This window comes from candidate division TA06 bacterium B3_TA06 (assembly GCA_005223075.1).
Lineage (GTDB): Bacteria > Hydrothermota > Tepidihabitantia > B3-TA06 > B3-TA06 > B3-TA06.
Map to the genome: position 1 here is coordinate 56,577 of NJBO01000010.1, position 13,446 is coordinate 70,022.

The 13,446-nt window shown below is 52.2% G+C and carries 15 protein-coding genes; 3 read left to right on the forward strand and 12 right to left on the reverse strand.

The annotated features are described in order from the left end of the window. Positions 1-162 precede the first annotated feature (162 nt). From CEE36_07110 to CEE36_07120, 3 genes are read left to right on the forward strand one after another with little or no spacing between them, the layout of a single operon-like run. On the forward strand, positions 163-708 hold the full coding sequence (locus CEE36_07110) for an RNA polymerase subunit sigma-70 (protein TKJ42662.1): 546 nt from the start codon (positions 163-165) through the stop codon (positions 706-708). Then, complete coding sequence (locus tag CEE36_07115) at positions 705-1,154, forward strand: hypothetical protein (protein ID TKJ42663.1); 450 nt, start codon at positions 705-707, stop codon at positions 1,152-1,154. Before CEE36_07110 ends, CEE36_07115 begins: the two co-directional genes overlap by 4 nt. Then, a complete protein-coding gene (locus CEE36_07120; protein TKJ42664.1) occupies positions 1,151-1,474 on the forward strand; it encodes a hypothetical protein in 324 nt (107 codons plus the stop codon). The genes CEE36_07115 and CEE36_07120 overlap by 4 nt, the downstream gene beginning before the upstream one ends. Positions 1,475-1,735: 261 nt before the next feature. Here the strand turns inward: CEE36_07120 and CEE36_07125 are convergent, their stop codons facing one another. The 12 genes from CEE36_07125 to CEE36_07180 all read right to left on the reverse strand — a co-directional run bounded on the left by CEE36_07125 (position 1,736) and on the right by CEE36_07180 (position 13,200). Beyond that, positions 1,736-2,086: a hypothetical protein gene (locus CEE36_07125; protein TKJ42665.1), complete on the reverse strand. Its 351-nt coding sequence runs from the start codon at positions 2,084-2,086 to the stop codon at positions 1,736-1,738. 101 nt (positions 2,087-2,187) lie between these two features. After that, positions 2,188-2,868 carry a hypothetical protein gene (locus CEE36_07130; GenBank protein ID TKJ42666.1) on the reverse strand — a complete coding sequence of 227 codons (681 nt, stop codon included), beginning with the start codon at positions 2,866-2,868 and terminating at the stop codon, positions 2,188-2,190. Between the two features lie 16 nt (positions 2,869-2,884). Then, positions 2,885-3,286, reverse strand: a complete 402-nt coding sequence (locus CEE36_07135; protein TKJ42667.1) for a hypothetical protein — start codon at positions 3,284-3,286, stop codon at positions 2,885-2,887. Positions 3,287-3,563: 277 nt separating this feature from the next. After that, entirely contained in the window at positions 3,564-4,499 is a 936-nt protein-coding gene (locus CEE36_07140; GenBank protein ID TKJ42668.1) for a hypothetical protein, read from the reverse strand. Next, positions 4,496-5,086, reverse strand: coding sequence for an RNA polymerase sigma factor RpoE (locus CEE36_07145; GenBank protein ID TKJ42669.1), 591 nt, complete (start codon positions 5,084-5,086; stop codon positions 4,496-4,498). The genes CEE36_07140 and CEE36_07145 overlap by 4 nt, the downstream gene beginning before the upstream one ends. Positions 5,087-5,089: 3 nt before the next feature. Then, positions 5,090-6,637 carry a hypothetical protein gene (locus CEE36_07150; protein ID TKJ42670.1) on the reverse strand — a complete coding sequence of 516 codons (1,548 nt, stop codon included), beginning with the start codon at positions 6,635-6,637 and terminating at the stop codon, positions 5,090-5,092. A gap of 17 nt (positions 6,638-6,654) precedes the next feature. Then, positions 6,655-7,758 (reverse strand): hypothetical protein, encoded by a 1,104-nt coding sequence (locus CEE36_07155; protein TKJ42671.1) that lies wholly within the window; start codon positions 7,756-7,758, stop codon positions 6,655-6,657. Continuing rightward, the gene (locus CEE36_07160; protein ID TKJ42672.1) at positions 7,755-8,978 is read right to left on the reverse strand and encodes an aspartate kinase; all 1,224 of its coding nucleotides are present in this window, start codon (positions 8,976-8,978) and stop codon (positions 7,755-7,757) included. Before CEE36_07160 ends, CEE36_07155 begins: the two co-directional genes overlap by 4 nt. Next, positions 8,969-10,114 (reverse strand): LL-diaminopimelate aminotransferase, encoded by a 1,146-nt coding sequence (locus CEE36_07165; protein ID TKJ42673.1) that lies wholly within the window; start codon positions 10,112-10,114, stop codon positions 8,969-8,971. Before CEE36_07165 ends, CEE36_07160 begins: the two co-directional genes overlap by 10 nt. Next, positions 10,111-10,878 carry a 4-hydroxy-tetrahydrodipicolinate reductase gene (locus CEE36_07170; protein TKJ42674.1) on the reverse strand — a complete coding sequence of 256 codons (768 nt, stop codon included), beginning with the start codon at positions 10,876-10,878 and terminating at the stop codon, positions 10,111-10,113. The genes CEE36_07165 and CEE36_07170 overlap by 4 nt, the downstream gene beginning before the upstream one ends. Continuing rightward, a complete protein-coding gene (locus CEE36_07175; protein TKJ42675.1) occupies positions 10,875-11,762 on the reverse strand; it encodes a 4-hydroxy-tetrahydrodipicolinate synthase in 888 nt (295 codons plus the stop codon). Before CEE36_07175 ends, CEE36_07170 begins: the two co-directional genes overlap by 4 nt. Before the next feature lie 253 nt (positions 11,763-12,015). Further along, the gene (locus tag CEE36_07180; GenBank protein ID TKJ42676.1) at positions 12,016-13,200 is read right to left on the reverse strand and encodes an Appr-1-p processing protein; all 1,185 of its coding nucleotides are present in this window, start codon (positions 13,198-13,200) and stop codon (positions 12,016-12,018) included. Positions 13,201-13,446: the final 246 nt, after the last annotated feature.

A 13,446-nucleotide genomic window follows, 5' to 3' on the forward strand; every position in this document is an offset into this window, starting at 1 on the left:
CTAAAGTCTTCAGCACCCCTGAACGGGAAGGATCTGAGATGGAATATGTAGAGGTCAGCCTGACTTTGATCTTCTTTTAATTGCGATCTTTTAGCCATAGGCTAAAAGGAGCATTGGTGTGTTACGGGTTGACTGAATAAAACAGGCGCGGATAATGTAGGTATGGTAGACATGAACACCGCCGATGCGGAGGCGATCTCCCTTACCATCGCCGGAGATAAAGATGCCTTTGCAGTAATCGTGGCAAGATACACGGAAAGGGCTTACCGAATGGCTTTATACGTTCTTGGGAACGAGCAGGACGCGATGGATGTATCTCAGGACGCGTTCATTCGCGCATATCGAAACCTGAACCGTTTCGACACCAACCGCCCATTCTTCCCGTGGTTTGCCACGATTCTCCGCAACCTGTGCTACAACTTCCTGCGGCGTCGTAAACGGAAACAGGCCTATAACATAGAAGACTTTCAAATCGCAGAGCCCTCCTCACCCTCCTCAGGGATCGCCGTCGAGACCAAGATCGTCCTCAATCGTGCGTTGGCAGGGCTTTCGCCGCAGGATAGAGAGATCATCGGAAAGTTCTACTTTGAAGACCTCTCCTACAAGAAGATTGCGGATGAGCTGGGTGTTCCGATCGGAACGGTTATGTCCAGGCTCTACTACGCCCGCAAGCATCTGAAGGATCGTATGTTAAAGGGGGAAAGATGACTCACGAGCGCTTCAAGCATCTGCTCTTGAAGGTGGTTGATGGGGTCGCGACAGAGAAGGAGCGAGAGGAGTTTGAAACTCACATCCGCTCCTGTGAAGAGTGCCGGTGCGAGTACGGAGAGTTCAAAAGTCTGGAGGAACTTATGTCTACCATCAAGTTGAAGGATTTGAGTGAGGACGCGCGCGCCGCTTACGCCCGCTCGCTCTACAACCGTCTGGAGCGGGGGCTAGGTTGGATCTTCCTATCCCTGGGCGCGATCCTTTTACTGGGGTTCGGCGGGTTCATGTTGATAAAGGAGTTCATTATCAACCCCGCGGTATCCATCATCCTCAAGATAGGAGTGTGTGCGGTTCTGGCCGGTTTGATCGTGCTCCTCGTAAGCGTGCTTAAGGAGCGATTGTTTGTTCGCAAATACGACAAATACTCGAAAGAGGTGAAGTTATGATTATATCAACCACTGGAAACGTCCCCGGGTACAAGGTCAAGGAGACTCTGGGGATCGTTAAGGGCAACACTGTTCGCGCCCGGCACATGGGCCGCGATATCCTTGCCGGATTGAGGAACATCGTGGGCGGCGAGATCACCGACTACACCAAGCTTTTAGCCGAGTCGCGCGAGCAGTCGCTTGATAGGATGATCGAACGTGCCTCCGAGCTTGGGGCTGATGCTATCATCGGCATCCGGTTCATGACCTCTTCAGTTATGCAGGGTGCTGCCGAGCTCCTGGCCTACGGCACGGCGGTGAGGTTAAAGAAGATAGGGTAGAACCGATCATCGTCATTGCGAGCAAGTCAAATGCTTACGAAGCAATCTCAAGTAGGGGCTAACCTCAGTGTGCCCTGGTTGGGCATTAGGTCAGCCCGAAATACAAAAGCGGGCCGACTTGACGCGTGACGGGCGTTCAAAACGCCAAAGTCGGCCCCTACGATTTAATAATAGTAAAGTGATGATTCAACTAAAGCGACGATAGTGAAGGCTCAAGGGGCACGCTGTGCCGTGCCCCTACAATCTCCGAAGGAGAAAAGGTTACAGCCAGAAGAGAGCTATTCCAAAAGTAGGAACACAAAGTAAACCAATAAGAGCCTTACGGACTTGGATATTGCGGCCTTTATCCTTGTAACAGTCGGTATAAACGGCCACGTAGTCTGAAGATTTTCCGAGTAATGCAGTGGCAGATGGGGATGGTTCGGCAACGTAGGCGACAACCAGCCCAACAATAGGAAATAAACACCCTAAAGCGAACCATAGAGCACCGTTAAGATCTCGCTCCGCATCAAGTTGGGCCTGAACACATGCGTCCCCTGCTTCCTGGGCCAGCAGTATTGTGGGAACGGCAAGCATGGAAAGCACGATTAAAGTAGATACGATTCGTCTCATGGATTGCCTCCTCTTGGATGTTTAAGATTTATCGGTTGGTTATTGTACGAGGTGGGGGGTATTATGTCAAGCCCTTTTAGCTTAATTGAGGAGGGAAAGTGCTACCATTCTACTATCTTGACCTCTGCATCCTTGGGTATCTTGAAATCCGCAAGATAACTGGGTAGCGCGACGTCGACCTCCACCTCCTTCAAGCGCAGTTCCTCGATGCGGGTGAGCTTGCCTTTTTTAAGCTTGGAGCGCATGAGGTGGGGATAGCGCTTCCCGTCTACGTTTCTGTAATCCCAGAGCTTGACCTCAAGGCTCCAGCCGCGTCCGCTTGTTCGATAAAGAACGAAATTCTCGCCGATGCTTCCGGTTACTATCTCCGTGGAAGCCCTGACTTCTGGATTGTTCCAGTGGAGGAGGAGCGTATCCCCTTTGTTCTCCGATTTTGTAACCTTGAATCCAGCCGCATGCAATTGGTGCTCGAAGTCGAGGTTGAACAGTTGAGGCGCGATCGAGTTGCTCGTGGGCAGGGTGTCCCTTGATATGATACGGAAAAGCTTCTTTTCCTCAGGATAGTAAATGTCAAGCGTATCTTTTTTAATCCACATCAACTGATGAACCGGCGAGGAAACCTCGAAGAGTAAAACCCCTTCTTTAGGCGCATAGAGGTTGCCTTTGACCACTTCCTTTCTGGTGCTGCGTTGGGTGAAGATAGTGGTAAGGGTGAACTGAGCCTGCAGTTCCGTATAGCTAGGATTTACCGCAAGGAGAACGACAAGGAATGAGATGGTCATCAATCAGTGCATCTTATCAGTAGTAAGCAATAGAGCTCAGAAGTAAGCAGCCCCCAACTACTACATAAGCTCCTGTTGCCGTTAAGCATCCATAGAGGGTATTGTTGCCTCGGAGCTTTTTTACTTCCCTTGAATAGCAATCCGTATAAGCGGCCACATATTCAGGAGATTTCCCTAACAGGGCCGAAGCTGACGGTGTGGCGGTTAGGTTATAGCCTACAATTGTAGCTATTATGCCAGCTAACGGAGTTGCTACGCCTGCTATTAATAAACCAAGTGTGAACCATAGTATACCATTGGCATCTTGCTTAGCAGCACTTTGGGCTTGCATGCAAGCATCTCCCGCATCCTCGGCAAGGATAATTATGGGGACGGCTATCATTGAAAGGATAATAAGGGGTGAAACGAACTTCTTCATATCGCCTCCTCGCGTATGATTGAAGTTTAACACACTATTATATTAAGGGGAAGTATTTTGTCAAGTTTTTTAGCTTGATTGGGAGGAGGAGCTGAGAGAAGTCCCCCTTATTAAGGGGGATACAGGGGGATCACCTCCTCTATCAAGGAGGAGAAAAATTCCCCCTCCCTGGTGGAGGGAGACAAAGGGGGCGGGGCGTTAAGCGATTACAACCGGTCTCCGCCGTTGTGCAGATACGCCTCTTAGAGAGGGGTTGATCTGGTTTTATAAGTACAATTTACTCAGCAGACTGCGGGCTAAAGGGCACGAGTAGGGTTCTCTGGCGTTCTCTGAACGTCTTGCCCTCCCACTGATTCTTGTAGGCCTTCATGGCCATAGTGTCGGCCTTGGGGTCGCCCGAGGATTTTTCGATCGTCACCTTAGCCAGTTGACCGGTCGAGTCGATCACCACCCGGAGCGTGCCTTGCTGGGGGAGAACCTGGTCGGCAAAGACCTCTGCTTCCTCAAGGTAGGGTTCGGCTGTCTTAGCCACAGCGGAGGGTTTTGGCTTCTCATCCTTCCGTAACATCCTTTCCGTCCTTAAAGCCTCTGGGGCTGGCTCCCGTTCCGTTGCAACCGTTCCCGCGCCTTTCGTTGCCATATCAGCTTCAGAAGGCATTGTGGCGAGGGGAGATTCCCCGCCTGTCTCAACGGATTCTGCCCCCAGTGTCTCATCAGTAGAGACCAACTTCTTATCCCTCAACTCAATCTTCTGGGCTTCCGGCTCGCCTTCAAACCTTTTGAAGCTCACGTCTGACTTCTTTGGTGGGGCGGTGATCTCTGCGATTTCTTCTTCTGTGAACTTCGCAGGTGCTCGTTTAAGAAACGGTATGCTTATGACTATTGCAAGGAACACTGCCACAGCTGCGGATAGGTATGGAAGCAGCCTGAATCCCAGTGGTCGGGGACGGTGAGGGCGTATTATGGCTTCCCTCCTGGGGATAAGCCTTCTTGTGACGCGATGAGAGAAGCTGTGCCAGTAGTGTTTACCTGGATCAGGCACCCGCTCCGCGTCCCCATCTATAAGCAGCTCATCCAGGGCCCCAAGTTCAGCGAGCTTCGCCTGACATTTTGGACACTTTGCAAGGTGGCTTTCTACTTCTTTTCGCTGCGCCTCTGAAAGCTCCCCGTCATGATAGGCTTGAAGAAGTTCTTCTATCCCCTTGCAGTTCATAGCAATTCCTTGAGTTCCTCTTTCACCGCCTGGCGGGCACGAGCAAGGCGCGACATCACGGTACCGATTGGTATATCAAGCACCTGAGCGATCTGGGAGTAAGGCCAGTCTTCATAAACCCGTAACACAAGTACTTGTCGTAACTTAAGGGGCAATCTTGCAATGGCGGCATGGACCTTGCGCCGGGTCTCGACCTGTTCCAAGACACTCACCGGGTTATCAGCAGAGGGTTTGCGCTCAAGATCGGCGTCCACCATCGGCAAGCGGCGCTTCTTGAGATGGTTGAGCGTGAGATTGATCGCGATACGGTATATCCACGGGCTGAATGGGTAGCGCAGATCGAAGCGGCCTATGGCCTTGAAGGCCCTGATAAACGCCTCCTGGGCCAGATCGTCGGCCTCGGTATGGTTTCTTACGAATCTGTAGATCACTGTATACACCCTTCTTTGATAACGCTGGACCAGTTTGCCGAATGCATCGGTGTTCCCGTTCTTTGCTTCGGCTAAGAGTTTCTTTTCATCCTCAGGCGGTTGTGTTGGTTCTGCCTGTGGCTTTGCCTCTTCATCTCGTAATACAGGAATAGGCATGATTTATTCCCGTGACAGGAAGCGCCGCACGTCGGCGTCCATCTCCGCTGGGTCGCGTCCGGTGCGAAGCACGTGGTGTGGTAGCTCACCCTCAGGCTCAAAGCGCTCCTTCATCGCCAGGTATATCTCCCAGGTGGCGTCGGACTGTTTATCGCTCTCCTTGCGCTGCTTGATCCATGTCCTGACCTGCTCGTCCGAAGCCTCGCATCTGATGAAATGAACCTCGGCTTCCAGCTTCTCTCCCGCCTCTTTAAGTTCAGCACGCTCCTTTTGCTTGCTGTAGGTAGCGTCTATTATAAGTGACTGGTTTTGTGCGAGATAGGTTCGAGCCTTATCCTTTAACGCCTCATAGACCCGGTTGCTCATCTCAGGTGAGTAGAGGTCTTTGCCGAAGGATGCATAGTGATGCTCGTCGAGCGAGGCGCCTGCAAGCAGTCTGCGAACAATATCCGATCTGATATGGATAGCGTTCGTCCAGTTCCGGGTTCTTGATGCCATAAGCGATTTGCCGGTTCCTGGGAGACCGTAAAACACGATCAGCCGAGGCGTGGAAGATAGTGTGGACGCGTACAGCCTTGCCAGATCAAAGTATGCACTGGCACGATTCTTTATCTCCGCTGGATTTACAGGGTTCTGTCCCAATTGGAAGCCGATCACCTTACCCCGAACGTAGGCGCGGTAGCAGCGGAAGAAGTCGTGGAAACGCAAAAGCTCGTAGTCACCGGTCTCGTCCAGATAGCGGTCAAGCAGGAAATCCGAAAGATTACGTTTTCCATGGAAATCCAGATCCATGGTGAGAAACGCAAGGTCCGCGGCTGTGTCCGAGCAGGCAAAGCGCAGGTTGAACTCGATTCTATCAAAGATATGAATCTTACCTTCGTGCACGAAGATGTTGCCCGAATGCAGATCGCCGTGGCAGTATTTTATCTTACCATCCTTCTCCCGCTTGCGGAAATCTTTCTCCTTCTCTGCAAGGAAGCGCTCGATTTGCCCATTGATGAAATCAAAGTCCTGGGGGGATATGGTGACGTCTTTCACATCCTCTGTCTGGGCAAAGTTCTCCTCCCAGTTGAAGCGTACGCTCTTAAGCGAACCCTCTTTGGTAATCTCATCCGACGTTCTTGCTTTCTCGTGGAACTTTGCGGTCTCGCGGGCTAACTTATCTATAATAACGTAGCCTACTTTATCCTCAACAAGCAGGTAGCTCATCATGGTTTCCTGGGGGAGTTCTTTCATAACCACAGCATACTCCACGACTTCCCCGTTCTCACCCAACTTAAGATTGCCTTTTTCATCCAGGGTGATGGGTTCGACCCCCAGATAGAGATCGGAAAGCTCGCGGTTTAGCTCGACCTCACGTTCGCAGAAGGTCTTGCGTTTCTCTAATGTAGAGAAATCAAGGAACCCGAAGTTTACCGGTTTCTTGATCTTATAGGCACGTTTTCCTGTGAGGAACACCCAAGCGGTGTGGGTTTCGGCCCTGCGGACTTTTTCTACATCATGTGAATAAAACCCCGGATTACTGAAGGCCTCAAGGATTCTTTGCTGCACCGCTGCTCCTCTTAAGCTTATGCCAGCAGGCGTCCGATCTGGGTGGCGGTCTGTTTGAGATTCTCTTTAGTTGCAGCTATAGCCTTGCTGCGATCGATCGGCCCTGGTTGTATGGATATGGCGGCAGTCCTGCGGTCGCGTGGTGCTATCTGAACCCCTATCTCTCCGCACAGGAGTATCAGTTTGCTGTGCGGCAACCGACGCAGCGCCCCTATTACCTTGTAAGATAGGCTCTGCTTGTCCAGTCTGCCCTCGCCGGAGATTACGATGTCTTCTTTCTTCAGCTTATCCCTGAGGCCTGAGAGTCTTAGGAGGTAGTCTGCGCCGCTCATTAGCTTGCAGCCTGCAAGGACGGCGAACCCGAATGCGATGCCTCCTGCAGCACCCATGCCTCGGCGGTGATCAAGCCTCTGAGCGATTGCCAGTTCGGCCACCTCTGCGTAGCGCTGCAGGCTGAGTTCAAGCGCCTTAAGCTCTTTTTGGCCGGCACCCTTCTGAGGGGCATAGATCAAGGCTCCATATGGGCCGAGTAAGGGACTGTCGACGTCCCAGAGTATCAGTACCTGTTTCTTGACCCTCGGGTCTATGCCGGATAGATCTATTCTTTCAAGGTCTGTAAGTTCAGCAGGCCCAAGCCCCAGTGGATTATCTTTTGAATCCAGGAAACGAACACCTAAAACCTCCAACGCATCCCTGCCCCCGTCAACCGTGGCGCTTCCTCCCAGTCCAACGACCACCTCCTCCATGCCCTTATCAAGCAGTGCAAGGATAGCCTCGCCCAGCCCTTTTGAGGTGGTTTTAAGGGGGTCGCGTTCCTGGGGGGCCACGAGCCTGAGTCCGAGGATGGAGGCCGATTCAATAAAGGCCTGCCTGCCTGAGATAAGCGCTGAGGTTTTGATCTGCCTGCCGGCAGGGTCGGTTACCTGAAGTGTCACGTTCCTCAAGCGTTGGCCCTTGAAGTAGTATGAGATGCATTCCAGGAATCCGTCGCCGCCGTCTGAAAGTGGGTAGAGTTCGATCTTTTTCCTCTTCAGGCTGCTTTTCAGGCCTGTGGCTATGGCACGTGCCGCAGCAACAGGTCCCAAGGCCTCCTTGAACGCTGTTGGAGCTACGATGATCATTTTGACCTCACCATCAGGTTAAACTCCTCAAGCAGTCTTGTGATGGCTCGCTTAAGGCTGCGCGCACGCAAAAAGAAGGTCAGTTTGAGTTGGGAGGTGGCAAACGCCTCTATGTGAACGTTTTCTGCGCGCAGTACCTCGAATGCGCGTCTTGTGATATGCGCATCCTGCCCTGCACCAGGACCCACAAGCGAGACCTCGCTTATCTGCTTCATAACAGAGAGTCTTGCCGCACCGGTCTCCTTACGGAATGCGTTTAATATCTTCTCGGTTAGAGGGGCATCTTCTTTTGATACGATGAAGGCTAGGTCGAAGGCTTCTGCCTGGGGGTGACCATGTGAGTAGGATAGGATATGTACCCCAACATCAGCCAGACGAGCGACCGCCTGAGTCATCACGAGTGGATTCTTGGGCACATCCTTAACCGTGAACCGCACCAGTCCTTTCTGCTGCGTGACGGCGCGCACAAAGCGGTCCTCGAGCTCCTTGAAATCCCTAACCTTGGTTCCTCGCTTTTCAGGAGCAAGGCTTGAGCGTACCTCCAGTGGAACCTTGTAGCGCATGGCTAGTGCCGCAGCACGTGGATGCAGCACCCGGGCGCCGTAATCGGAAAGCTCAACAAGTTCCTCGTAGCTTATCCTTTCTAGACACGTGGCTTTTGGAAACAGGTGCGGGTCTGCCGTGCACAACCCCTTGACTGTCTTGTATAACTCACAAGAATCTGCGCCCAGAAACTTGGTAAGGGCCACTGCCGTGGTATCCGATCCGCCGCGGCCAAGCGTGGTTACCTCTTTGCCCTCAGCACTTACGCCCTGGAACCCGGCAACTATCGGGATATAACCGGCGGCAATGGTCTCCCTTAGCCTGTTGCCGCGCACGAATAGTATCCGGGCGTCGTTGTGGCTCTCGTCGGTGTGTATGCCTACCTGTGAACCGGTAAAGGAGCGGGCCTTGACCCCTCGTTCGGCAAGTGCCATGGCCAAAAGGCTCATGGTGATGCGCTCACCAGCGGTAAGAAGCATGTCAAGCTCCCTGCCTTTGGGTTTGGTAGTTACAGATCGTGCTAAGGCGTTAAGCTCATCGGTCTTAGTGCCCATCGCCGAGACCACAACCACCAGCTTATCTTCTCTTGCCCTGTCAGCTAGATAAGAGGCCACCCTTTTTAATTGCCGCACGGTGGCGAGTGAACGACCTCCGAACTTGGTTACTATCAGAGCCATTTCCCTAAACGATCCACAGCTTCTTGGATTTGAGCGCGGTCGAGTGTCAGCGAGAAGCGAACGTAGCCCTCGCCTGCCTCGCCAAAACCTATACCCGGTGTCACAAGGACGCCGGTTTCAGCAAGCATCTTGCGAGCGAACTCCAGGGAGGAACTGTCTTTATGTGGAACCTGTGCCCATACGTAGAATGTGGCCTTTGTGGATGGGATCACCCAGCCCAGCTGGTTGAGCCCTGCAAACAAGGCACCTCTGCGCGATTTATAAAGGGCCCGTATCTCTTTACCCACTTCGCCTGCCAGCTCAAGGGCGGTCTGGGCCGCTCGCTGGATCGCTACGAAGACCCCGGAGTCGGTGTTCCGCTTGATCTTTAAGAGGGCGGCGATCATCCGTGCATTTCCGACAGCAAACCCGATACGCCAGCCGGTCATATTGAAGGTCTTGGAGAATGAACCGAACTCCACTGCGCACTCTTTGGCTCCTGGCACGGCAAGTATACTGGTCGGTTCCTCGTCGAAGTAGATCTCGGAGTAGGTGTTGTCGTTGGCAAGCCACATGTTGTGAGCGCGCGCAAACTGCACCGCCTCGGCAAGATGGATGGGTGAAGCTACGGCTGCGGTGGGGTTTGAGGGATAGTTAAGGATCAGTAGTTTGGTCTTATGAGTAGCCTTAAGGCGTGGAATATCCATAATGAAGTGATTTGCTTCAAGCAGATGGGCAGGGATAGGTGTCCCTCCTGCAAGGAGGGTCTGGTTGCGGCAGACCGGGTATGAGGGATCGGGATAGATCACCTCATCGCCCGGATCAACAAGTGCCCAGATAAGGTGGCCTATACCCTCCTTTGAGCCGATGAGCACACAGACCTCGGTCTGGGGGTCCAGGTCCACTCCAAAGCGATCCTTGTACCAGTAGGCGATGTCTCGGCGAAGGCTCAGCGTTCCCTCATAGCTGGGGTAACGGTGGGTAGACGGATCGTTTGCCGCGTGAGAGAGAGCGTTAACGATCTCAGGGTGGGTCGGCTGATCAGGGTCTCCTACACCGAAGTCAATGACCCCCTCTCCGTAGGTGGCTTTAGCCGCATCAAGCTCTGCAAAGAGGTAGGGGGGAAGCAGGTCTAAACGCTTGGCGTGCTCTCTCAACTTTCCTCCAGGATATCAGCGAATTGATAGAATCTTTTCGGTTTATGTGCGATAAATCTTATTGCTTTCAGTGTTCCTTTGGCGAAAGCTAACCTGCTTGAAGCCCGATGTGTAAGCTCCAGTCTTTCGCCTTCGGTCGCAAAGTAAAGGGTGTGCTCGCCCGCCACGTCGCCTCCGCGCAGGGCAAGGACGGCCAGTTCGTCCGGGGCACGCTCTCCAGTGTAACCCTCACGTCCGTAGATGACTTTCGTGATCCTCCGGTTCGCTTTGATAATCCCTGCAAGCTTCTTTGCGGTTCCTGAAGGCGCGTCCTTTTTGTGGCGGTGGTGCATCTCAACTATCTCAACGTCGTAGTCGGGCAGCGCCCTTGTTGTTTCTGCGGCAAGCTTGAACATAAGGTTCACGCCTACAGACATGTTCGGCGCCCATAGAATAGCTCTCTCTGCAGCGGATTCCTTGAGTCGGTTGAGATCTTCCTCTGAGAGCCCGGTTGTACCCGAAACAAGCGGCAGTCTGGAGGGTCTCATGGTCTCGATGATCTGGAATAGACCCTCAGGCGATGTAAACTCCACCACCACGTCAGCCTCCTCCAGAAGACTCGCCAACTCCGCCGTGATGTCCATCCCATAGCGGGACTTACCGATATCTGGATGATCGGCTCGCTCCACGATTCCCACAAGCTCCATATCCTCGGCCTCACTCACCAACCTTGCTACCTCCCCGGCCATGCGGCCGCAGCCGCCTGCAACTATTACCCGGATCATACCGCCAGACCGTATGCAAGCATCGCTTCGCGAAGCTTTGCCAGGTTCTCTTCGGATACCGGTGCCAAAGGCAGACGCACCTCGCCGGAGTTTATGCCCATAAGACCGGTTGCCGCCTTCACCGGCCCGGGATTGGTCTCCGTAAAGAGTGCCTTCACGAGCGGAAAGAGCTTCTGGTGTATGGTCAGCGCAGCCTCGAAATCGCCCTGTTCGAAGAAGCGCACCATGTTCGCGGTGTCATACGGGGCGATGTTGGAGACCACCGAGACCACACCCTTGCCGCCAACAGCCAGGATGGGCAGTGTCAAGCTGTCGTCTCCTGAAAGCACGGCCAGTTTCTCCCCGCAGCGCCTGACGATATCGGTGGACTGATCCAAGTTGCCCGATGCCTCCTTCACCGCCACTATCTTATCGTACTTGTCTGCAATCCGCTGGACGGTCGCAGGGAGTATATTCCCGCCAGTGCGTGAAGGCACGTTGTAGATAACTATGGGCAGGTCGGTCTGTTCACAGATCTCGGCATAATGTCTGTACAATCCCTCCTGGGTGGGTTTGTTGTAGTATGGAGTGACCACAAGTGCCGCGTCAGCTCCCAACTTCTTAACCTGGTTTACCCTCTTGATAGTCTTTGTTGTGGAGTTGGTGCCTGCGCCTGCCAGGACCGGGACCTTACGGTCAGCTTCTTTAGCCAACTTAACGGTGGTGGCGATCATCGTGTCTTGTTCTTCTTCTGTAAGCGCGGGAGTTTCGCCGGTTGTGCCGCAGGCCAGAAGCCCGTCAATCCCTTGCTCTACCTGCCAGCGGACGTGTTTCTCCAGCGCTTCGGTATCAAGTTTGCCGTTTCGAAACGGCGTGACGAGAGCGGTTATCGCGCCTCGGAACATTTCGCCTCCTTGAGTTAACTATACTCGATTTGGGAGGAAAATCAAGATTTGGATGCTCCTTTTCTCTTTACAGAGAAAAGATCGCAGAGGGGACCTCGAGACTGTATTCCGTCATCGCGAGGGAGTCGCAGACGACCGTGGCGATCTCATAGCTTAAACGAAGGTAACTACCCTAACCATCACATGTAGTGCGAGGCTCAGTGTGCCCCATTGGGTATCAGCCTCGTTAAAACAGGCGAAGAGCCTAGGCAAGTTATTTAAATAATTGGCTTTGCCCCAACAAGAACTCTTTGGAAAGCAACTCGTCGGAGATTTTCTTCTCGGCGGGCAAATATATCCATACCGGTATTTCCGAGGTGGACAAATACTTACATAAGAGGGGACCGACATCTCGCCATTCAAGCCTGCCAAGTCCACACCCAAGGGCTGGAAGAGCCAAAGATCTTATACCTTGATTTCTGTAATTGTCCCGAAGCCACTGTAATCCTTTTTCTATAGTATGTATATCTGAATGTTTTCTCCAATGTTTCTTTGTTGGGAAGAGAAGAAACCATGTTTCGCCGTTGGATGGAGTTAAAGTCGATGGCTCCTCTGCCAAGAGATCATAGTAAGAAGACTCACGTTTATATAGGTGGGGTCTACCTATTCTTAGCTCACCTTTGCGACATAAGTCCTGGTAGTACACATATACATCTGGGAATTGACATTTCGCTCTCGAAGCAAGTCCCTTACCCATAACGCCTACGCAATTGACACTCACCGTAAGCGTCTGTTTCTTAGAGAAGAACATGTCTCCTTCAACCAGAGAAAGATAGGGAGTAAGGATAGCTCTGATAGGAGATTGAAAAAACATCTTGGGGGATGGTACAATTGGAAGATCGGTTTGCTGAAGTATCTCCTTATTTCTTTCTTTGGCTTCATGGCTTGCGACGTATATTGTTTGAATCATATCGGGGGCGATCTCATCCGGAACAAGACACTCAGCCATAATTGTTCTTTTAGATCCATCTTCTTCTTTCCACCATTCTATATTGATGTTTTCTCTAATTTGAGGAATGATCCTTGCGAACTCGCTTGGAGGCAATATCTCTGATAGCGAATGAGCAGCGTTCCCTGTGGAAACGAATGTGTCTTTTCTGTTTAATATATCTGGGCGTACGCTGAGAACAATAATATTCTCTGGAGACTTGGTGTTCAACACCCTATAGAGCATTGGATTTCGGGGCTGAAAATAGAGGTTAGCAAAACTCCATAGACTTTTACCATTGGGAGCTAATCTGTGACGACGGCTCGAAACAATTTGGGCGTCATATATTGGTGTAAATTGAATATCTTGTGCTTCGACCTGGTCATGAGATAGAATTCCTCTCTTTAATATGGATGGCAAGTTGTTAATATGGGCGATATAATACAATCCCCTGACGCCTCTATTCTCCATGAGATTTATCCTCCAATTCGATCAAAGTGATCTGTATTCAAACCAGATGATACCCACCAGCATCTTCTTGTCAAGAACTTTTACTCCTCCTCTCCTAGATTGACCGTGGGAGAGGTTGTTCACTTCGGTGCGTTGGCGGTGAAGCAATGAGGGACAAGTAAGGGCCGGCTCGCGCCAGACCTGATGCGTTAAGACCGGCCCCTACCGAGTTACGTTCAGGCTCGCGAAGCTACCCCCGGCAGTTAC

Bases quoted from the DNA above. Each gene is read 5' to 3' on its own strand.
- CEE36_07110 (TKJ42662.1), top strand. From the start codon at position 163: ATGGTAGACATGAACACCGCCGATGCGGAGGCGATCTCCCTTACCATC.
- CEE36_07115 (TKJ42663.1), top strand. From the start codon at position 705: ATGACTCACGAGCGCTTCAAGCATCTGCTCTTGAAGGTGGTTGATGGG.
- CEE36_07120 (TKJ42664.1), top strand. From the start codon at position 1,151: ATGATTATATCAACCACTGGAAACGTCCCCGGGTACAAGGTCAAGGAG.
- CEE36_07125 (TKJ42665.1), bottom strand. From the start codon at position 2,086: ATGAGACGAATCGTATCTACTTTAATCGTGCTTTCCATGCTTGCCGTT.
- CEE36_07130 (TKJ42666.1), bottom strand. From the start codon at position 2,868: ATGACCATCTCATTCCTTGTCGTTCTCCTTGCGGTAAATCCTAGCTAT.
- CEE36_07135 (TKJ42667.1), bottom strand. From the start codon at position 3,286: ATGAAGAAGTTCGTTTCACCCCTTATTATCCTTTCAATGATAGCCGTC.
- CEE36_07140 (TKJ42668.1), bottom strand. From the start codon at position 4,499: ATGAACTGCAAGGGGATAGAAGAACTTCTTCAAGCCTATCATGACGGG.
- CEE36_07145 (TKJ42669.1), bottom strand. From the start codon at position 5,086: ATGCCTATTCCTGTATTACGAGATGAAGAGGCAAAGCCACAGGCAGAA.
- CEE36_07155 (TKJ42671.1), bottom strand. From the start codon at position 7,758: ATGATCATCGTAGCTCCAACAGCGTTCAAGGAGGCCTTGGGACCTGTT.
- CEE36_07160 (TKJ42672.1), bottom strand. From the start codon at position 8,978: ATGGCTCTGATAGTAACCAAGTTCGGAGGTCGTTCACTCGCCACCGTG.
- CEE36_07170 (TKJ42674.1), bottom strand. From the start codon at position 10,878: ATGATCCGGGTAATAGTTGCAGGCGGCTGCGGCCGCATGGCCGGGGAG.
- CEE36_07175 (TKJ42675.1), bottom strand. From the start codon at position 11,762: ATGTTCCGAGGCGCGATAACCGCTCTCGTCACGCCGTTTCGAAACGGC.
- CEE36_07180 (TKJ42676.1), bottom strand. From the start codon at position 13,200: ATGGAGAATAGAGGCGTCAGGGGATTGTATTATATCGCCCATATTAAC.